Raw genomic sequence first — 21,252 nt, forward strand, 5'->3', positions numbered from 1 at the left:
CGAGTTAAACTTAATGTAATGGAATGTAAGTGAAAGTTAATCAGTGGAGAAGTGTGAAGCGGGGTACAAATTTAACTTTTTTGCAATCAGAACGGGGCGGGAAAGGGCGGGATAACCAGTGTTATCCCGCTTGTGTCAGCGCTTAAATACGCGACATTCAGACGGCGGGCCGGGCCACGACGCTGCGAGTTTCCATGCGGACTTCGGCGATGGTGACATCAATCACGTCGGTCACACGGTAAACCACGTCACCTTTGATCTGTACGCTGCCATTCTCCTGACTTAAGACCAGCTCATCACGCACCGCGTGAATGAACGGTGCCGGGATAAAGGCAACCGCACCAAACTCGACCAGGCGAACACGCATGCCGCCACGCGACACGTCGATAATCTCGGCGCTGAAACGACGATCGGTAGCCGCAAAGGGTGCAAGATAACGGGCGTAGAGCCAGTCACCAACGTCACGTTCCGCCATCCGGTTCAGGCGACGGCGTTCACTCATCGTTACCGTCACCGCATCATCCGGACGTGCGATCGACTCACCGCGAATAATTGCTTTAAGCAGACGATGGTTGATCATGTCGCCGAACTTACGAATCGGTGAGGTCCAGGTAGCGTAAGCCTCCAGACCCAGACCGAAGTGCGGGCCGGGCTCGGTGCTGATCTCAGCGAAAGTCTGGAAACGACGGATACGGCTATCAAGAAACTGGGTCGGCAGGGCGTCCAGCTCACGACGCAGCACACGGAAACCTTCCAGTGTGGTGATCGCCTGTGCATCCACGTTAATACCATGATTCGCCAGTACCGCCGCAGCCTGTTCAGCATTGGTGGCATCGAAACCGGCATGCACGTTGTAAATACCAAAGCCCAGACGATCACGCAGCACTTTTGCCGCGCAGACGTTGGCCAGAATCATGGACTCTTCAACGATACGGTTAGCGATGCGGCGAGGTTCAGCCACAATTTCCAGCACTTCGCCTTTATCACCGAGCAGGAAGCGGTAATCCGGGCGGTCCTTAAACACCAGCGCGTGGGTCTGACGCCACTCGCTGCGCGCCAGGCAAAGGCGGTGCAACAAACGAATCTGTTCAGCAATCGCCTCGCTTTCTGGCTGCCAGGTGCCGCTGTTTTCCAGCCAGTCAGAGACATCGTCATAAGCCAGCTTGGCTTTAGACTCGATCCAGGCCGCAAAGAACTCGACGTCATCACCCAGGGTGCCATCGGCAGCTACCGTGACGCGGCAGGCCAGCGCCGGACGACGCACATTCGGACGCAGCGAGCAGACATCATCAGAGAGTTCGCGCGGCAGCATCGGGATATTAAAGCCCGGCAGGTAGTTGGTAAACGCACGCTGTGCCGCCAGCTTATCAAGCTGACTGCCCTCTGCCACATAGGCGGTCGGATCGGCGATAGCGATAGTCAGACGCAGGGTGCCGTCGTCCTGTGCTTCTGCATAGAGCGCATCATCCATATCCTGGGTGCTGGCGCTGTCGATGGTGACGAAATCCAGCGCGGTCAGATCTTCACGCGTCAGGTTTTCATCCATCATCTCGCCAAAGCTGACATCAGGTGCTTCACGCTCAAGGTTGTGACGCGACAGCGTCACCCACCACGGAGCAAGATGATCATCAGCTTTGACAATAAAATCGGTAAGTTCGGCATAGAAGCCGCGATCGCCTTTTAACGGATGGCGACGCATTTCTGCTACTGCCCAGTCGCCATTCTCAAACTCATGGCTGACATCGCGTGCGGGGCGACACGGGATCGCATCTTTCAGCAGGGGATGGTCCGGCACAATCGACAGGCGATCGTCTTTCTTCTGCACCCGACCAACAAAGCGGGTCAGGAACGGCTCAACCAGCGTTTCCGGCTCAGCGCTTTCGCGATCTTTCTCGCTATGGATCACAGCGGTAATACGGTCGCCATGCATCACTTTCTTCATCTGCGGGGGCGGAATGAAGTAACTTTTCTGCGCATCGACTTCCAGAAAGCCGAAGCCTTTTTCGGTGCCTTTAACGACGCCTTCAGCTCGAGGCGTTTGCGAATGGAGCTTCTGTTTCAGCTGCGCGAGCAGCGGGTTATCCTGGAACATAATTTTTACGTTTCGTGGCCTGATTGCGGCTGACAGTTTTACGCGATTCGGCGGCGCGCGGCAAGGCAAAAAGCCGGACGAACCGGCTTTTCAGAGAGGAGTGAAAGGGAGGTCAGGCAATGCGCTGTTCAGGCAGTGCCGCTGACAGTTCCAGCTTCACCGGCACCGACTTAGAGGTCGGTGTGCCACTGCCATCACCAAAGCTGTTCAGCGGCACCAGCGGGTTGGTTTCCGGGTAATAAGCCGCCAGATTACCGCGCGGAATATTATAGGGAACCAGTTTGAAGCCGCTGACGCGACGGGTAATGCCATCATTCCAGAGGGTCTCGATATCGACATTCTGACCTTCGGTGAAACCAAGGTCTGTCATATCGTCCGGGTTGATGAACACCACTTCGCGCTGACCAAACACGCCACGGTAACGGTCATCAAGGCCGTAAATCGTGGTGTTGTACTGGTCATGTGAACGCAGCGTCTGAAGAGTGAAAGGGACCTCTTGATCCAGATTCGGGAACAGCGAGGTCGGCAGCGCCGCGGCATTGAACTCTGCTTTCTGGCTCGGCGTATTGAAGCGCAACTCGGCAGCGGCATTACCCAGGTAGAAACCGCCGGGGATATCACATTTCGCATTGAAGTCGGCAAAGCCCGGAATCGTTGCCGCGATATGCTCACGAATCAGGTTGTAATTACCGGCCAGCTCGCGCCATTTCACTTTCTCATCACCCAGCACCGCCTGCGCGATACCGGCAACAATCCAGGTCTCAGAACGCTGTGTTTCCGCCAGCGGAATACCAATCCCTTCAGAGGCGTGCACCATGCTAAAGGAGTCTTCCACGGTAATAAACTGATTGCCGGTCGCCTGCAGATCGCGTTCGGTGCGGCCCAGCGTCGGCAGAATCAGCCCTTCATGACCCGGCACCAGATGGCTGCGATTCAGTTTGGTACTGATATGCACAGTCAGACCACAGCGTGACATCGCTTCTTCGGTGCGCGGTGAATCTGGTGCAGCCGCAGCCAGGTTGCCACCCAGCGCGATCAGCACTTTGACTTCATCACGCAGCATCGCGTTCAGCGCTTCAACGGTGTTATGGCCCGCGGCACGCGGTGGCTCGAAATTGAAATGATTACCCAGCGCGTCCAGGAACGCTTTAGCCGGTTTCTCATCAATCCCCATGGTGCGGTTACCCTGCACGTTGCTGTGACCGCGAACCGGGCAGAGGCCTGCGCCTTTTTTGCCCAGTTGACCAAACAGCAACTGCAGGTTGGTGATTTCGCGAACCGTGTCTACCGAGTGTTTGTGCTGGGTGATGCCCATTGCCCAGGTACAAATCACCCGGTCAGCGCTCTGGTAAATCGCCGCAGCTTCACGGATCTGCGCCTGCGTCAGGCCAGACTGCGCCACAATCTGCATCCAGCTGGTGTTATCCACCGCATCCAGATAGGCCTCAATGCCATTGGTTTTAGCATTGATAAAGGTCTGGTCAAACAGGCCACTTTCACCGGCTGCCAGACGCGCGCGATGGGTCTCCAGCAGGGATTTCACCATGCCGCGCACCGCCGCCATATCACCACCCAGATTGGGCTGATAATAAGACGAGCTGATGTTACCCGCTTTTGAGGTGACGACTTCCAGCGGCTTCTGCGGATCGGCAAAACGTTCCAGACCGCGCTCGCGCAGGGTATTAAAGGTGACGATCTTCGCACCATGATCGGCAGCATGACGCAGGCTGTGCAGCATACGCGGATGGTTGGTGCCGGGATTCTGACCGAAGACGAAAATCGCATCGGCGTGATCGAAATCATCCAGACGAATCGTGCCTTTACCGACGCCAATACTGCGCTTCAGACCGGTGCCGCTGGCTTCGTGGCACATATTCGAGCAGTCAGGGAAGTTATTGGTTCCCATCAGGCGACCAAACAGCTGATAGAGCCAGGAGGCTTCGTTGCTGGCGCGACCGGAGGTGTAAAGCTCCATCTGATTCGGATGATCCATCGCCTTGATGTGCTGCGCGATCAGCGCAAACGCATCTTCCCAGCTGATCGGCTCATAGTGGTCAGTTTCCGCGTTATAGCGCAGCGGATGAGTCAGACGCCCCTGATACTCCAGGAAGTAATCACTCTGGGTATAGAGCGTGGTTACGCTGTGTTTAGCAAAAAAGTCGGTGTCGACCATGCGGCGCGTCGCTTCCCAGGTGACCGCTTTGGCCCCGTTTTCGCAGAAGCTGAAGGTACTTTTGTTGTCATCACCCCAGGCGCAGCCCGGACAGTCAAAACCGCGTGCTTTATTCATGCGCATCAGGTTGCGCATATTTTTCAGGGCCGCTTTGCTGTCAAGCACGAAACGCGTGGTGGCTTCCAGAGAACCCCAGCCGCCCGCAGCCGCGCGATAGGGTTTGATTTGGCGTTTAAATTTCATAGTGAGTGCAGGCTTTTATAGTAGGCATTATTGTTTGGTGTTTGTTATCAGGTTATAGCCTGATGGTGAAAGGAAGTCTGCAGCTATCGTTATACCTTGTCTAATTGATTGACATAATGGTGCGATAGCTGGCGTTTATCGTGAACAGGCCTGAAATGTGATGGTGCTCAGATTTTACCCGCCTTAAACCGGCCGATAACGGGAGTTCTGCTGACAACAGGCTAATACTTGCTGTTCACAATCAGAGAGAGCGTGACGCCATGAAACAGCTGACCAGCCAGATCCATGCGTTTGGCAAAGCATTGATGATGCCCATCTCAGTCATTGCGGCCGCCGGTATTTTTCTCGGACTGGCGGCGGCGATGCAGAATCCGGCGGTAACCGGCGATGCCTTTGCGCAGATGCAGATTCCCCAGATAATCATTGGCTTTATTCGCAAAGTGGCGGGCGCGCTCTTTGCTAATCTGCCCGTCTTCTTTGCGGTAGCGAGTGCCATCGGCCTGGCTAAAGCAGAAAAACCCACGGCCGCCTTTGCCGCAGTGATTGGCTACATCGTGATGAATGTCGGCATCAGCGCCACGCTGGCGGCGAAAGGGATTACGGCGGCGACGACCACACCGGCAGCCCTGCAGCAGGCGGGAATGGATCAGACCACCGCCATGATGACCTCGGCGGAGTACATCAACATGCTGGGTGTCTTCACTTACAACATGAGCGTGCTGGGTGGGGTCATTGCCGGACTGATCACGGTGGCGCTGCACAATCGTTTTTACACGCAGCAACTGCCCACGGCGATCAGCTTTTTTGGCGGACGGCGTTTTGTGCCGATCATTACCGTGGTCTGTCTGCCGCTGATTGGCGTGTTACTGGCGCTGATCTGGCCGACCATTGGCAATGGCATCGCCTGGATTGGACAGATGATTGGTAAAAGCGGCCAGTATGGTGCTTTTCTGTTGGGGGCTTTTGAGCGCATCCTGATCCCCACCGGCCTGCATCATATTCTCAATGAAACCGTGCGCTTTACACCCATTGGCGGCATGGCCGTGGTCGATGGCCAGACGGTTGTCGGCGCGCTGAACATCTTCAACGCCTCACTGACCCATCCGGGGTCGATCCCCGATGAGACGTTGCGCACCGCCACGCAGTTTCTGGCGCAGGGCAAGATTCCGGTCATGATGTTTGGCCTGCCCGCGGCGGCACTGGCGATCTATCACACCGCGCGGCCTGAACATAAACAGCGGGTCAAAGCACTGGTGATGGCGGGCGCACTGACCTCATTCACCACCGGCATCACGGAACCGCTGGAGTTCTGCTTTATCTTTGTCTCGCCAGTGCTCTACCTGCTGCATGCTTTCCTGACCGGCCTGTCGTTTATGCTGATGTCGATGTTGCATCTGATGATCGGCAATGTGCAGGGCGGCGTCATCGACCTGGTGGTGTTCGGCATGCTGGGCGGGGCGAAAACCCACTGGTGGTGGACGCTGGCGCTGGGCGTAATCTATGCGCCGATCTACTACTACGCTTTCCGGCTGGTGATTACCCGAATGAATGTGGAAACACCGGGCCGGGAGTCGGAGGATGAAAAACCGCAACAGGTGATCGCGGATGAACGCACGCAGGTGATTATTAGCGGACTGGGTGGGCAGGCCAACATTGAGGATGTCGATTGCTGCTTTACCCGTCTGCGGGTTCGGGTTAAAGAGATGAATCAGGTGGTCGATCAGACGCTGATGAGCACCGGTGCGAACGGTGTTAATCGTGTCAGCGAGCACGATATTCAGGTGATCTATGGCCCGCAGGTTGAGAAGATCGCAAATGAGGTGAAAATGGCGTTGGGTGTTGCATAACCCCAGCCCATTTCAGGCGTGAGCATCACGTTATCCGCCCGGTGCAGCGGGCGGTTTGCACCATTCCTGGTGGAGATACTGACCACTGCCCACCCGCCTATTGTAACTAAAAAAATCCTTACCCTAATGGGGCACCTCTTTCTGCCGATATAGCGATTAATCCCCTCATTACTGGAACACCGCAATGTCGTTAAAAAAATCTTCCCTGATGATATTTTCCTTCCTGCTGGCCTTGTTTCTGACCAGCGTGGCAATCAGTACCTGGCTCCTGATTCAGAGCAATCACTCCCTGAATGCGGTTAACAAAGAGATCCGTGTGGTGCTCTCAGTGATTGACCCGATCAACCACAGCCGAACGCTGCGTGTCCGTCTGATGGAATATATGAAGGAGATTGAGGGCAGCGACGCAAACAATCCCGCCACGCTGGACAGTGTGCGGACCGTAGCAGGTAAAGCGGATGCCGCATTTCAGGCCTACATGAATGCGCCGCGTCTGCCAGGCGAAGAAGCCGAAGCTGACGCCTATAGTCAGGCTTATCTGGCCTATCGTCAGCAGGGACTACAACCCTTAATTGATGCCGCTGAGGCGCATGATCAGGTGCGCTTTAAAAGTCAGATCCCTAACGTGGTTCGCCTTGATCGCCAGTACGAAATCATTCTGGATCGGGTGCTGGCCCAGCATGAAACGTATGCTAAAAAGCTGAACAGCGATGCCCAGAGTCACTTCACCGCCGGCATTACGCTGCTTGGGCTGTTTGGCGTCCTGTTTTTTGCCATTATTATTGCCATTTACATCTTCATGAAGCGCTACGTACTTTCACCGCTTAATGACGCGCAGGAACACTGCAAACTGATTGCGGCGGGTGTGCTGGATACCACGGTACCGGCCAGGTCAGGTTCACGCAGCGAAATTCAGCTGCTGATGGGCTCACTGGAGCAGATGCGCAGTGCGCTGACCACCATTATTCTGCAGGTGCGTGATTCAACCCGCTCCGTTTCCACCGCCTCGCAGGAGATTGCAGCGGGTAACATCGATCTTGCCTCGCGTACCGAACAGCAGGCCGCCGCACTGACTGAAACGGCGGCCAGCATGGAGCAACTGGGCGCCACGGTGAAACAGAATACCGAAAACGTCTTTGAAGCCTGCCGTCTGACCAGTGAAGCGGTGAAGAATGCAGAGAGCGGTGAAAAAGTCTCGCAGGAAGTGGTGACATCAATGGCGTTGATTAATGCCAGCTCGAAGAAGATTGAAGAGATCACGACCGTTATCGACAGCATCGCTTTCCAGACCAATATTCTGGCGCTGAACGCAGCCGTTGAAGCCGCCCGTGCAGGTGAGCAGGGACGTGGCTTTGCGGTAGTGGCAGGGGAAGTGCGTAATCTTGCCCAGCGCAGCGCCACCGCTGCCAAAGAGATTGAAGGGCTGATTGCCGAATCGGTTTCGATCATTCATGCCGGTTCTGATCAGGTCAGCCGGACCGGTGATGCCATGAGCGCGATTATCTCCTCGGTCAGCCGCGTCAATCTGCTGATGGAGCATATCTCCACGGCCTCTGATGAACAGAGTCGCGGCATCGGTCAGATTGAGCAGGCCGTCACCGAGATGGATAGCGTTACTCAGCAGAACTCGGCGCTGGTGCAGGAGTCTGCGGCGGCCTCTGCCTCGCTGGAAGAGCAGGTGCAGTACCTGACGCAGTCGGTCTCCACCTTCCGGCTGGCAACGCATTAATCAGCCCACTCTGCGCTGAGTGTATGCAGCGCAGCGTGCTGAGCAGCGGGCTGCTAAGTAAAGCATGGCAGAGAGGGGCGAGTTTGACGCAGCGCCTTGTCGCGGGCAGAGATTCGGCGGATTATAAGGCTTTCCATTGAACACAGGGTCGTCATGCTAACCAGCACCCATGGCCGCAGCAATAGCGCCGATACCCGACTCGCCTGCACGCTTGCCGCTGCTGCAGGCGCGCTGAATACCGCAGCCTTTGAGATCGTCGGTTTTTTTTCAGCCAACATGACAGGGAATGTCTCGCTGTTGTCCGATCATCTGGCAAAAGCGAATCTGGGGCCCGGCCTGTTTTTTCTGTCGATCGTCCTGTTATTTATTGTGGGTTCCCTGTTTTCGACCCTCGTCATTAATGCCGGGCACCGCAGAAACATCCGCACTATCTATGCGTTTGTCATCCTGCTGGAGGGCACCGCGCTGATTGCGCTGGGCGTGATCGAGAATCACTTTCCGCCGCTGTCACCTGGCGTGGTGTTAATCACGAGCCTGAGCTTCCTGATGGGGTTGCAAAATGCGGTTGTTACGCGGATCTCTAATGCACGTGTTCGTACAACCCATATTTCTGGCACAGCGACCGACATCGGCATTGAAATGGCGATGCTGTTTGAGGTGCTACGGCGTAAAACCTCGCCGAAAGATGCACCGCTATATCTGGACCGGCTGCGACTGCACACGCTGACATTGCTGGCTTTCCTCGCAGGAGGAATAGCCGGAATCGGGCTTTACCGGCTGTTAGGCTACGATTTTTTGCTACCGGTGGGGTTCGGCTTAATCTGTCTGGCGCTGAATGCCATATTCACTAAACCCGCGAAAACAGCGGTCGTGAAGATGTAGAGGGGCATACGCTCTGCCGCTTTTTCAGGGCACATCGGTTGCTGATTCATCGTTCCCCTTGCGCCAATGAACCGTGCGGTTAAAACCGCCATGTTTAAGCAGGGTAACATCTCACTCTTAACTCGGGTTGACTCTGACAGCGAGACAGTGACGAAAACACGCTTTAACCTGCAGATGGATAAATAACATCGACATTAAACAACTGATCTACCTATGTAATCTGGAGCGTGAACGCCATTTCGGGCGGGCCGCAGAAGCCAGTTTTGTTACACAGCCAACGCTCTCGATGCGCCTGAAAAACCTGGAGCGCGAGCTGGGCCTGCCGCTGATTAACCGCAGCAATAACTTTGCCGGATTTACGCCAGAGGGCGATCGCGTGCTGGCCTGGGCGCGTGAAATTGTTTCGGTGTATCAGGGGCTGAAGCTGGAAGTTGAATCACTGAAACATGGGGTGAACGGCACGCTGCGGGTTGGCGTGGTGCCGCAGTGCAGCATGGCGCTGCCGTTGCTGCTGAAAGCGGTGCAGGCGCGTTATCCCCAGCTCGACTACCGCATTGCGGTACTGAGTGCTGATCAGCTGCTGGAAGCGCTCAATAGCCACACCGTGGATGTCGGTATCGGTTTTTTCGAGATGGCGACGCTACGGGAACTCCATTTTCAGACCGAGATGCTGGCAGACCGGGGCGCTGAAGCTGTATTCCATCCCGACCATTTCCCCGAGCTGGTGGGGGGAACCCCGCTGACACTGGATGAACTGGCTCAACAGCCACTTTGTCTGGCGGAGCCCACGCGCTATTTCCGCCGCTACATTGATATGGCGTTTCGCGAGGCGGCACTGGTGCCGCGAGTGATCGTTGAGAGTGCCTCTATTATGCAACTGATGCAGTGTGCACAGGTCGGGCTGGGGTTGCTGGTGTCGCCGGTTGGTCACCTGCTGCCCGCTTCACTGCAGGGACTGCAGCAGCGCGCCATTACGCTGCCGCCGATGGCACGTCAGGCGGCACTGGTGATAGCCGAACCTGGCCGTGCCACACCGCTGGCACAGCACTTTTTCGACGAAGCGCGTGGTCTGCTGCCGGTATAACGCAGTTACTTCGCCTCGCCCAGCGCGTAAAACAGGCGGCTGTTCCAGTTGCCTAGCGCAACACGCTGTATTAGCGCGAACAACGCTTCAGCCTCCCAGCCTGCCTCCATCAGCGGTTGCAGGTGGGCGGCGCTGAATCGCTCAGGTGACCGGGTCAGCTGTACCGACAGCGCAATAATCAGCTGTTCTTCACCTTTTGACGCCGTCTCCTCCACACCCTCAATCAGGATGTCGTTCCCGTCCAGCAGCCGGAACGCCCAGCGACTGCCCAGAATACGCGCAGCGGTTGCCTCGGCCAGCGTATCCTCCTGAGAAAGATGCTGACACAGCTGCGCCCAGCCATAGAGCGCCGAGGGATCATGGGCCAGCAGCCATACCGCCTCCTGCATGCCGGGCAGAGACTGACAGCGGGTAACGGCAGCGAGCTGCTCAGCACTGGCATAGCGCAACTCCAGCGGTTTCAGCACGGGCTGCCAGCGGGCAGGCTGGTCAAAACCGCTGGAATCAGCATCAGGGGGCAGGGAGCTGCCCGGCAGCCAGCGTACCGGCTGACCCTGCAGCGCCTGCAATCCGGCAACCACGCGTGCCTGGTAACTGACAAACCCGATCACCTGATTCAGCGTGACAATATCGGGTTCAGTCAGGCCGACCGCATCGAGGGCGGTGATCGCGCTCGCGTTGATAAGCTCAGGCTGCATCGCCAGCTGGCGGGCATACTGTGTGATCTGGGTCAGGCGATTATTACTCTCGCGTGAGGAGTCGGGCCCGGGCAATGGATTTAATCGGGCAGAGTAGTGATTACACAACCGCTGCACGCCCGCGACCTGCGCGACGGTTAGCGCAGTGCTGAGGCGATCGTAGAGCGTTAGTGTATGGGTGAGTGAGTTGTTGACGCGATCAGGAAAAAGCAGTTGTGCCAGATCGCGCGCGGCCAGCAGGGCCGGCTGATGCGTGCTCAGCAGTGACTGCACTACGGCGTTATCGGCGTAGCATCCCAGCAGAAAACGGTCATCAATGTGGGCAGCCTCTGGCACCAGCGGTGCGGCCTGAGCAATACGTGGACTGGTCTGGCTTTCATAAAACCAGTGGTTATGGCCCGGATAGCGGCGTTGTTCCATGATCAATCCTTTTGCAAAATCGGGTTCGGCATGCAGGCGGCAAAATCTGAAAATGTGCATAAACCGAAGGTCAGGCTTATCGTCGCTGATGGGCAGGCCGGGGCAAAAGAATGATCGGTGATAATTAATAGCGTTACGGTATAACGGGAGTGAAATCAGGCAGGAAGAGCGAGGCGGGGATAAAGAGAAGGGCGAGCCAGGCTCGCCCTTGCAGAACTTATTTCAGTTCCAGCTCGTTCATTGCAGCGATGCTAAAGCCGCCATCAACGTGTACCACTTCACCGGTGATGCCGCCAGCCAGATCAGAGCAGAGGAATGCTGCTGAGTTGCCGACATCTTCAATGGTGACAGTACGGCGAATCGGGGTGACCGCTTCGCAATGCGCCAGCATCTTACGGAAATCTTTGATGCCTGAAGCTGCCAGGGTGCGGATTGGACCCGCAGAAACGGCGTTAACACGCACGCCTTCCGGCCCCATGGCGTTCGCCATATAACGCACGTTAGCTTCCAGCGACGCTTTCGCCAGACCCATCACGTTGTAGTTCGGGATTGCGCGCTCAGCACCCAGGTATGAGAGGGTCAGCAGCGCAGACTGTGGATTCAGCATCTCGCGGCACTCTTTGGCCATCGCGACGAAGCTGTAAGCACTGATATCATGCGCGATTTTAAAGCCTTCACGAGTCACGGCGTTCACGTAGTCGCCTACCAGCTGGTCGCCAGGCGCGAAACCGATAGAGTGAACGAAACCGTCAAATTTTGGCCAGGTTTTTGCCAGTTCAGTGAACAGAGATTTGATGCTCTCATCTTCAGCTACGTCACATGGCAGCACGATGTCTGAACCCAACTCTTTGGCAAACTCTTCCACACGACCTTTTAACTTGTCGTTCTGGTAGGTGAAAGCCAGTTCTGCGCCCTGTTTGTGCATCGCCTGTGCAATACCGTAGGCGATGGAAAGTTTACTGGCAACGCCAGTAATCAGAATGCGCTTACCGGAAAGAAAACCCATAGCTGTAATCCTTATGGTCATTGTAGTTGGCGGCCGCATGATTAAAAAGTAAGCGACCGACGTTAATCGACGTGCGGATTCTAGCACGTCTCTCATAAATCAGGTAAATCGCCCCGCAATTTCCGCGATATGCAGCAAAAATCAGCGCTCACGCCGCCAGGCTTCGGCACTCAGTGCTTCGCCAAAGTGGCTGCTGATCAGCCGTCGTGTCAGATCATGCAGCGGGGAGGCCAGCACGTCCGCCGTGCCGCCGCGCTCGACCACTTCGCCCTGATGCATCACCAGCACTTTATCGCTGATGTGCTTCATCATGCCCAGATGCTGCGTGACATAAATGTAGGCGATCCCGTGCTTCTCCTGCAGTTCCAGCATCAGATTCACCAGCTGAGATCGCATAGTCATATCCAGCGAGGCCAGCGCTTCGTCGGCCACAATGACTTTAGGCTGGAGGATCAATGCACGCGCCAGACCCAGACGCTGTTTCTGACCGGGCGCCAGCATGTGAGGATAGTACCCGGCATGATCGCGCAGTAAGCCAACCTGACGTAGCGTAGCAATGATGCGTTTCTCGCGCTCCTCCGCATTCAGCTCGGTATTGAGCCGCAATGGAAACTCCAGGATCTGACTGATGCGCTGTCGCGGATTCAGTGAGGTTGAGGGATCCTGAAAAATCATGCGTATGCGCTGACTGCGATAGCCATAATCGCCGAAGGTCAGCGGATGATCGTCAATCAGAATCTCACCTTCAGTGGGGGCGACCATGCCGCTGAGCATCTTCGCCAGGGTGGATTTACCCGAGCCGTTTTCGCCGATGATCGCCAGCGTCTGTTTCTCACGCAGGGTAAAGCTTACCGATTTCACTGCTTCAACGTGCTGACGGCGAAACAGGCCCGTACGGTAGCGAAAGGTTTTGCTCAGGTTGCGCACTTCCAGCAGGGTCTCCATGCTACTGGCCCTCCATATTCAGCGGGAAATGACAGGCGTAGAGATGGGTTTTGCTGCCGGTGAGCCGAGGCGTTTCAATACATTTACGCTGGGCATAGGGACAGCGAGGCCCCAGACGACAGCCAATCGGTAAACTCTCCAGCGACGGAATCGCGCCCGACAGGGTATTAAGACGGCTTTTGTGCGGCAGGGCGCGCCCAAAATCGGGCATGGCCCGAATCAGCGCCTGGGTATAAGGGTGATGCGGCGTACTCATCAAATCTTCGCTCTGGGCGGTTTCCACCGTCTGACCGCAGTACATCACGTTGATTCGATCTGCCCACTGACTCATTGTGCGCAGGTCATGGCTGATCAGCAGAATAGTGGTGTTGTTATTCTGGTTGAGGCGGCTCAGCAGGCGGAAAATCTGCGCCTGGGTGGTCGGTTCCATGGCATTTGTTGGTTCATCCGCAATCAGCAGGCGCGGCTGGTTAGCCAGCGCAATGGCGATCATCACTTTCTGGCACTCACCTTCAGTCAGCTCATAAGGGAAGCTGCGCATAATATCTTTGTGATCTTTAATGCCGACGCGATGCAGCAGTTCGATAGCGCGGGTTTTGCGCCAGAACCAGAAGCGTTTCAGCCATGGCCCTTTGTACGTCCAGCGCGGGATCACCTGCATCAGCTGGCGACCAATGCTCTCTGAGGGATCCAGACAGGATTGCGGCTCCTGAAAAATCATTGAGACGTTGTGTCCGATAATGCGACGACGCTCGCGCGGCGATAAGCGCAGCAGGTCCACATCATCAAACACCATGCGGTCAGCGGTAACACGCCAGTTATCGTTGGTGACGCCGCAGATAGCTTTGGCGACCAGACTCTTGCCGGAGCCGGATTCTCCGACCAGTCCCCGGACTTCGCCTTCGCCCAGCGTCAGATTAACGCGGTCAACGGCTTTGACCGGCCCGTCAGCGGTCATAAATTCAATGGTGAGATTACGGATATCGAGTAACGGCATTTATTCCACTCCCGCTTCGACGGCGCGACGGATGCCGTCACCGAGCAGGTTAACAATTAATACGCTCACCATCAGCGCCACGCCGGGCAGCATAACGGTCCAGGGTGCGACGTAGATCAGCTCCAGTGAATCGCCGAGCATCGCGCCCCATTCTGGCGAAGGCAACTGCGCGCCAAGGTCGAGAAAGCCAAGTGCGGCAATGTCCAGAATGGCCATCGACAGCGCGCGGGTTATTTCGGTAATCAGCAGCGGCAGAATATTGGGCAATATGGCATAGCGCAGAATGTTGCGACCGCGAGCGCCATCAAGGCGAGCAGCCACCACATACTCCTTTTCCAGCTCATCATGCACGGCGCTGTATATTTCGCGGACCAGACGTGGCATCAATGCCAGCCAGACGGCCAGCAGCGCATGTTCGAGTCGTGGCCCGAGAAACGCCACCACGATAATCGCCAGCAACAGCGACGGAATCGAGAGCAGGGTGTCCAGGACATGGTTCATGACGGCCGAGCGGATACCGTGCGTCATGCCCGCCAGCACGCCCAACACCAGCGCCCCGAGGGTGGCGGAGAGCGTCACAAGAATCGCAGAACCCACTGTGGGGCCTGCGCCACTCAGCAGGCGGCTCAGTACGTCGCGACCCAGATCGTCAGTCCCGAGAAAGAACGAGACATCGCCATAGCGTGACCAGGAGGGCGGCAGCAGCTGATAGCCCAGGAACTGCTGGTCAATACCGTAGGGTGCTATCAGACCGCCAAACAGGCAGAGCAATAATAGTGCGCCAAAGCCATACAGTCCGACCATTGAAATCGGGTTGCCGTAGAAATGATGCCAGCTTTGACGAAATGCGCTGGGCAGGCGTTTTTCGGCGTAGATATTATCGGACGGCATACCATTCCTTATGTTTCAGCGGATTCATGGCCGCGCCAATAATGTCAGAAATCACATTCACCAGGATCACCAGTCCGCCAATAACCATGACACCGGCTGAGATCGCCGCATAATCCTGCTGGCGAATCGCGTTAATCAGCCAGCGTCCAAGACCCGGCCAGTTAAAGACCATCTCCGTAATCATCGCCAGCGTCAGCATGGTGGAAAATTGCAAGCCAAGACGTGGTATCACCGGCGGCAGCGCGTTATGCAGCACGTGGCGGCGGATGACGGTAAAGCGTGAAAGACCGCGCGTGGCGGCCGCTTTGACATAATTTTTGTCCATCACGTCGCTGGTGCTGTTGCGCAGCAGACGTATCACCTCTGTTGTCGGTGCCATCGCCAGCACCAGCACCGGCAAAATAAGGTGCGAGAGGACACTGATAATCATCTCATGTCGCCACGGCGAACGACTCAGCCAGGCGTCAATCAGCGCAAAACCAGAGACGTTCTGAACCGGATAAAGCAGATCGTGGCGACCTGACACTGGCAGCCAGCCCAGCGTCAGCGAGAAAAAGAGCGTCAGAATCAGCGCCAGCCAGAAGATCGGCGCAGAAAAGCCAATCAGCGCCAGCGCACTGATGGTTTTATCCTGCCATTTGTTGCGCATCACACCGGCACAGATTCCCAGCGGAATGCCCACCAGCAGCGCAAACAGAAACGCCAGGATACAGAGCTCCATGGTGGCCGGGAACACCTCGCGCAGCTGTAAACCAATCTCCTGACCGTTAGTGCTGGAGACGCCGAAATCAAACTGCAGCATCCCTTTAAACCAGAACCACCAGGCGTCCGAGAGTGCAGCGCCTTCCAGTGGCGCATTAGGGGTAAAATAGCTCAGGCTGAAGCTGACCAGCGACAGCAGAAACAGGGTAATGAGCAGCAGTAGCAGGCGCCGCAAAATATAGATAATCATTTACTCCCCTCATCAGCTTCACGATAAACCCCGGCAAACGAGGCGTTGCCAAACGGACTCAGCACCAGCCCCTTGATATCATGACGAAACGCCTGGAGCCGCAAAGAGGATGCCAGCGGCAGTACCGGTAACTCCTGTGCCAGAATCTGTTGCGCTTTGTCATAGCTGTCGATGCGGCCCGAAAGTTGTTGTGATAACAGGGCGTTCTGCAGTGTTTCGTCAAAGGCCGGCGAGCACCAGTGCGCGTAATTGGTCTGTGAGCGAATCGCCGCACAGCTGAGCAGAGGACGGAAGAAGCTGTCAGGATCGTTACTGTCAGTGGCCCAGCCTGACAGCGTCAGATCATGATTCATCGCCATCAGCTGCGCCTCCTGGAAACGGCCTTCTACCGGTACAATCGTCAGCCGCACACCAACCTGTGCCAGATCTGCCTGTAACAATTCGGCGGTTTTAAGCGGGCTGGGATTCCAGGACTGCGATGCCACTGGCACCACCAGTCGCAGATGCAAATCGCTGATGCCCAATGCCGCCAGCGCGGCCCGGGATTTATCCGGATCATAGCTGGTAATACGCGCATCATTGTCATAGGCCCAGGAAGCGCGCGGTAATATGGAGGCAGCCGTTTCGGCGGTGCCGTAATAAATCGACTCCATCAGCCGCTCATTGTTGATTGCCAGCGCCAGCGCGTGACGCACTTCAGGACGGTCGAGCGGCGGCTTGCGGGTATTAAAAGCCAGATAGGCGATATTCATGCCAGGACGCAGGGTCATCCGCAGGCGCGGATCATCGCGCAGAATGCTGAGCTGGCTGGCCGCTGGATAGGCCAGTACATCGCATTCGCCGGTTAACAGTTTGGAGAGCCGCCCGGTACCGCCAGACCCCAGATCGATTACCGCCTGTTGCAGACGCGGAACACCCTTCCAGTAATGAGGATTGCGCGCCAGACGGATGTACTGGCCGGTGCGATATTCGCTGAGCTGATAAGGGCCGGTGCCAACGGGTTGCCTGTCCATCTCTTCCTGGTGTCCCTGCGCCGTCAGCTGGTCGGCATACTCCTTCGACAGCACCGGCGCATAGTGGGTCGCCATGTGCCACAGGAACGACGCATCCGGGCTGTTGAGTCTGAACTCAACCGTCCTGCTGTCGATTTTCTTCACGCTCTGCACTGAGTCGGAAAATTGCAGGCTATCAAAATAGGGATAATTACCGCCGTTGACGTTATGCCAGGGGTGATTACGGTCAAACATCCGTTCGAAGCTGAAAACAACGTCGTCTGCGTTCAGCGGCCGGGTAGGGTGGAACTGATTGGTCTGCTGAAACTGCACGCCGCTCCGCAGATGAAAGCGATACGTTGCGCCGTTGTCGCGCACTTCCCAGCTGGACGCAAGATCGGGTTTGAGACGATAGGTGTAGGGATCAACATCCAGCAGGCGGTCATAAAGTTGTGCCGCCAGGGTATCGACAGTCAGCCCGCTGCTGGCCATCTGCGGGTTAAAGGTATTCAGCGTGCCGCTGACGCAATAGACAAAGCCGGTCTGGCGGATATCACCCGCAGGCGCTGACCACGCAGGGGCACTCAACACGCTGAGGCTGAGCAACAGCGAACATAGTAGTTTTGACATAGAACTCAACGATTTTGAGGCATTAGGCAGAGTGTATCTCAAAGCGGGCATTGTCCCAAAACCTGCAGCGGCTACCAGGCTGTTTTTCATCCTGCATCAGGAAAAAGAGCGCACAGAAGGTGTGGTAATGAGAAAAATTCTCAACGGGTGCTTTACAAATGATAATAGGAATGATTATTATTCATATGCACTTCGACGGTGGCTCTGCCGAAGAAGAGCACGACATTGCTCACATTGCTTCCAGTATTGTTGCCCGCCTCATGGCGGGCTTTTTTTTGTCGGGTGCATAGCGCTGAAGAGCAGGATCACCGCTGACTGAACAGGTGCACTGATTGCGGTTTTGCATGAAAGCATGGGGATGGAAAAAGAGTAAAACAGAATGATATCTGTAATGGCCTGGCATTTACCTGAGCAAGACCGGCTTAAAACCGGACTTAACTATTACAGAAACGCCGTTACTATAAGCACAACCTCTGCCCAACCAACGCCGGACAATGACTAAATTCCAGAAAAGCGCTCAGGCTTTCCACTATCCCTCCTTTCGTTATCTGTTTTTCGGACGTTTGTTTACCGTGCTGGGCAATGGAATCGCGCCCATCGCGCTGGCCTTTGCAGTTCTGGATATGGATGGATCTGCCTCTGATTTAGGCGTCGTGGTGGCATCCCGCTCCCTGTTCAACGTGCTGTTTCTGCTGGTGGGCGGTGTGGTTGCCGACCGTTACTCACGTAGTCGGGTATTAGTTGTATCGGCGCTGATAGCTGCTGTTTCTCAGGCTTTCGTTGCGTGGACTGTGCTTGAGGGTTCAGCCACAGTAATCAGCCTCACCTTGCTGGGCGCGCTGAATGGCGCGGCATCGGGGATTGCTCTGCCAGCTTCCTCTGCGCTGGTTCCGCAGGTCGTGCCTGCACAGCACCTGCGTCAGGCCAATGCTTTCATTCAGCTCAGTGTTTATGGCGGCACGGTACTGGGAGCGTCGCTGGGAGGCGTGATGACCAGTGCTGTCGGGCCGGGCTGGGGGCTGGCGATAGATGCGCTGGGATTTGCGGTCTCCGCGCCGCTTTATTTCCTTATGCGTGTGAGCCCGAATAAGGGCGGGACGATGCAAGGCAATATCCTGCGCGATATTAAAGAAGGCTGGGCAGAATTTGCCGGGCGAAGCTGGATTTGGTCGATAGTCCTTCAGTTCGCCATTATCAACGTCGCGTTTAATGGCATTGTAGAAGTCTATGGCCCGATAATTGCTGACGCCTCTTTCGGGCGGGCGCAGTGGGGGATGATTGTGGCCGCCCAGAGCGCAGGTTTAATTGCTGGATCATTTCTGGCTATGAAATGGCATCCACGTCGTGATCTGCTGATTGGCGCTATGCTGGCAGGTCTCTGTGCACTCCCGATAATGATGCTAGGCCTGAATGCATCAGCAGCATGGCTGATTGCAGGGTTCTTTATCGCTGGCGTTTCATTAGGCCTGTTTGGCGTAACCTGGGCGCATTCATTACAGACTCATATCCCAGCCGATAAACTGGCTCGCGTGTACGCGTATGATGCGATGGGTTCCTTTATCTCCATTCCTATTGGTCAACTGGTTGCGGGGCCGCTGGCGGCACAATATGGCACAGACAATGTTTTGCTGATGTCAGCACTGGCCGTGGTCATAGTGACAGCTGCTGTCCTGCTGGTTCCGACCCTCAGGCAACCTGACAAAATGGGCACTAAGCCGCATAACACGTAATTGCTGTTTTGTTCCTGCTAAAGCAGCCAGGACGTTACCAGACAGTTTTGACAGCGATTAACCAGAAAACAAAACGAAGAGACAAAGATGTCATCGTCGACCTGTTTAGTTTTCGGCTTTTATGTCGTGCTTTTTCATCATCGCGCGCAGCTGATGATAGGTAACACCTAGCAACCCGGCGGCGCGACGCTGGTTATAGCGTGCCTGTTGCAGGCTGGCTTCAACCAGATTCCGCTCCTGTTGATTCTGCCACTGGCGCAGATCCAGCGGCAGGGCGGGCAGGTCGTTACTCTCCGCGTTCTGACTGGCACGGATGAGCGCAACCGGTTCAGGACGTGAAGCAAACGGGTTGATAATGACGTTATCCAGCAACTGCTCGCTGCTGTTATGGCGATAGACTGAGCGTTCCACGACGTTCTTAAGCTCACGGACGTTGCCGGGCCAGTGGTAATCAAGCAGAGCCTGCTGCGCCTGAGCGGTAAAACCAGGAAAAAGTAACAGGCCGAGTTCGCGGCACATCTGGATGGCAAAATGATCGGCCATCACCAGAATATCGCTGCGGCGTTCGCGCAGGGGCGGTAACTGCACCACATCAAAGGCCAGACGATCCAGCAGGTCGGCTCGGAATTTCCCCTCTGCCGCCAGCGCAGGGAGATCCTCGTTAGTGGCGCAGACCAGCCGCACATTCACCTGCAGGGAGTGATTGCCGCCGACACGCTCCAGCTGCCCATATTCAATTACCCTGAGCAGCTTTTCCTGCACCAGCATCGGCGCGGTTGCCAGCTCATCCAGAAACAGCGTGCCACCATCAGCCCGCTCAAAACGTCCGAGATGGCGCTTCTGCGCACCGGTAAAGGCACCGGCCTCATGACCAAAGAGTTCAGAATCGAGCAGGTTCTCATTCAGCGCGGCGCAGTTCAGCGAGATAAACGGTCCCTGCCAGCGGTCAGAGAGATAGTGCAGACGGCTGGCGATCAGCTCTTTACCCGTTCCGCGCTCGCCAATCACCAGAACCGGCTTTTCCAGCGGAGCCAGTCTGGAGACCTGCTCAAGAACCTCCAGAAAATTGTTCGACTCACCTAAAAGATTATCGTTAGTGCCTGTCATGATGAATTTCGCCATCCCTTAATCATTTTGACTATCTTAAAATATGCGGACGAGGCTGTAAAATATCAAATTCCTTAAAAATCAATGCGATAAAAATTGGCACGCATCTTGTATTAACTAAGCAGGGCAACACGTTTTAAAACATTAAAAGAGGAACATCATTATGGGTATTTTTTCTCGTTTCGCTGACATCGTAAATGCCAACATTAATTCCCTGCTGGAGCGTGCTGAAGATCCGCAGAAACTGGTCCGTCTGATGATTCAGGAAATGGAAGACACCTTAGTCGAAGTGCGTTCCACCTCTGCGCGGGCGCTGGCTGAAAAGAAACAGCTGTCACGCCGTATTGAGCAGGCAGAGATCCAGCAGGCCGAATGGCAGGAAAAAGCGGAACTGGCGCTTCGCAAGGATAAAGATGATCTGGCGCGGTCAGCACTGATCGAAAAACAGAAACTCACTGACCTTATCGCTTCACTGAAACAGGAAGTGGGCCAGGTTGAAGAGACGCTGGAACGTATGAAAGGCGAAATCAGTGAGCTGGAGAAAAAGCTGACTGAAACACGTGCCCGCCAGCAGGCGTTAACACTGCGTCACCAGGCGGCCTCTTCATCACGCGATGTTCGTCGTCAGCTGGACAGCGGTAAAATCGACGAAGCGATGGCCCGGTTTGAATCCTTTGAACGTCGCATTGACCACATGGAAGCGGAAGCTGAAAGCCACGGCTTCGGTAAGCCAAAAACCCTGGACCAGCAGTTTACTGACCTGAAAGCGGATGATGAAATCAGCCAGCAGCTTAATGCGCTGAAAGCCAAAATGAACCGCAGTGAGTAATGATC

At 55.7% G+C, this 21,252-nt stretch carries 16 protein-coding genes; 6 read left to right on the plus strand and 10 right to left on the minus strand.

All coding sequences use genetic code 11. The features are described from left to right. Positions 1-157: 157 nt before the first annotated feature. Both EE896_RS09020 and EE896_RS09025 read right to left on the minus strand, forming a co-directional pair. Positions 158-2,092 carry an exoribonuclease II gene (locus EE896_RS09020; protein ID WP_003853834.1) on the minus strand — a complete coding sequence of 645 codons (1,935 nt, stop codon included), beginning with the start codon at positions 2,090-2,092 and terminating at the stop codon, positions 158-160. A 112-nt stretch (positions 2,093-2,204) separates the two neighbouring features. Next, on the minus strand, positions 2,205-4,508 hold the full coding sequence (locus EE896_RS09025; protein ID WP_140915449.1) for an FdhF/YdeP family oxidoreductase: 2,304 nt from the start codon (positions 4,506-4,508) through the stop codon (positions 2,205-2,207). A 260-nt stretch (positions 4,509-4,768) separates the two neighbouring features. On the opposite strand from EE896_RS09025, the gene EE896_RS09030 reads away from it, so the two are divergent. The 4 genes from EE896_RS09030 to EE896_RS09045 all read left to right on the plus strand — a co-directional run bounded on the left by EE896_RS09030 (position 4,769) and on the right by EE896_RS09045 (position 10,050). After that, on the plus strand, positions 4,769-6,355 hold the full coding sequence (locus EE896_RS09030; protein ID WP_140915448.1) for a PTS transporter subunit EIIC: 1,587 nt from the start codon (positions 4,769-4,771) through the stop codon (positions 6,353-6,355). A gap of 184 nt (positions 6,356-6,539) precedes the next feature. Then, positions 6,540-8,084 (plus strand): methyl-accepting chemotaxis protein, encoded by a 1,545-nt coding sequence (locus tag EE896_RS09035; protein ID WP_003853826.1) that lies wholly within the window; start codon positions 6,540-6,542, stop codon positions 8,082-8,084. Positions 8,085-8,237: 153 nt separating this feature from the next. Further along, a complete protein-coding gene (locus tag EE896_RS09040) occupies positions 8,238-8,966 on the plus strand; it encodes a YoaK family protein (RefSeq protein ID WP_008925266.1) in 729 nt (242 codons plus the stop codon). Positions 8,967-9,153: 187 nt separating this feature from the next. Beyond that, positions 9,154-10,050, plus strand: coding sequence for a LysR family transcriptional regulator (locus EE896_RS09045; RefSeq protein ID WP_033743061.1), 897 nt, complete (start codon positions 9,154-9,156; stop codon positions 10,048-10,050). A 5-nt stretch (positions 10,051-10,055) separates the two neighbouring features. Here the strand turns inward: EE896_RS09045 and EE896_RS09050 are convergent, their stop codons facing one another. The 7 genes from EE896_RS09050 to sapA form a co-directional block, all read right to left on the minus strand. Further along, the gene (locus EE896_RS09050; RefSeq protein ID WP_140915447.1) at positions 10,056-11,168 is read right to left on the minus strand and encodes a CMD domain-containing protein; all 1,113 of its coding nucleotides are present in this window, start codon (positions 11,166-11,168) and stop codon (positions 10,056-10,058) included. A gap of 217 nt (positions 11,169-11,385) precedes the next feature. Next, positions 11,386-12,174, minus strand: coding sequence for an enoyl-ACP reductase FabI (fabI, locus tag EE896_RS09055; RefSeq protein ID WP_003853816.1), 789 nt, complete (start codon positions 12,172-12,174; stop codon positions 11,386-11,388). A 141-nt stretch (positions 12,175-12,315) separates the two neighbouring features. Further along, on the minus strand, positions 12,316-13,119 hold the full coding sequence (sapF, locus tag EE896_RS09060; RefSeq protein ID WP_003853814.1) for a putrescine export ABC transporter ATP-binding protein SapF: 804 nt from the start codon (positions 13,117-13,119) through the stop codon (positions 12,316-12,318). 1 nt (position 13,120) lies between these two features. Further along, positions 13,121-14,116, minus strand: a complete 996-nt coding sequence (gene sapD / locus EE896_RS09065; RefSeq protein WP_003853811.1) for a putrescine export ABC transporter ATP-binding protein SapD — start codon at positions 14,114-14,116, stop codon at positions 13,121-13,123. Next, positions 14,117-15,007, minus strand: coding sequence for a putrescine export ABC transporter permease SapC (gene sapC, locus EE896_RS09070; RefSeq protein WP_039660156.1), 891 nt, complete (start codon positions 15,005-15,007; stop codon positions 14,117-14,119). It lies immediately after the preceding gene. Further along, entirely contained in the window at positions 14,994-15,959 is a 966-nt protein-coding gene (gene sapB / locus EE896_RS09075; protein WP_039660158.1) for a putrescine export ABC transporter permease SapB, read from the minus strand. The genes sapC and sapB overlap by 14 nt, the downstream gene beginning before the upstream one ends. Beyond that, positions 15,956-17,581, minus strand: coding sequence for an ABC transporter substrate-binding protein SapA (gene sapA / locus EE896_RS09080; protein WP_140033370.1), 1,626 nt, complete (start codon positions 17,579-17,581; stop codon positions 15,956-15,958). Before sapA ends, sapB begins: the two co-directional genes overlap by 4 nt. 494 nt (positions 17,582-18,075) lie before the next feature. Here sapA and EE896_RS09085 point away from each other — a divergent pair, with 494 nt between their 5' ends. Then, positions 18,076-19,311: an MFS transporter gene (locus EE896_RS09085; RefSeq protein WP_140915446.1), complete on the plus strand. Its 1,236-nt coding sequence runs from the start codon at positions 18,076-18,078 to the stop codon at positions 19,309-19,311. Positions 19,312-19,416: 105 nt separating this feature from the next. Here the strand turns inward: EE896_RS09085 and pspF are convergent, their stop codons facing one another. Continuing rightward, positions 19,417-20,418: a phage shock protein operon transcriptional activator gene (pspF, locus tag EE896_RS09090; protein WP_039660487.1), complete on the minus strand. Its 1,002-nt coding sequence runs from the start codon at positions 20,416-20,418 to the stop codon at positions 19,417-19,419. Positions 20,419-20,581: 163 nt separating this feature from the next. On the opposite strand from pspF, the gene pspA reads away from it, so the two are divergent. Further along, on the plus strand, positions 20,582-21,247 hold the full coding sequence (gene pspA, locus EE896_RS09095) for a phage shock protein PspA (RefSeq protein WP_008925259.1): 666 nt from the start codon (positions 20,582-20,584) through the stop codon (positions 21,245-21,247). The last annotated feature ends 5 nt before the right edge of the window (positions 21,248-21,252 follow it).

It is taken from the genome of Pantoea eucalypti (genome assembly GCF_009646115.1).
Classification (GTDB): domain Bacteria; phylum Pseudomonadota; class Gammaproteobacteria; order Enterobacterales; family Enterobacteriaceae; genus Pantoea; species Pantoea eucalypti.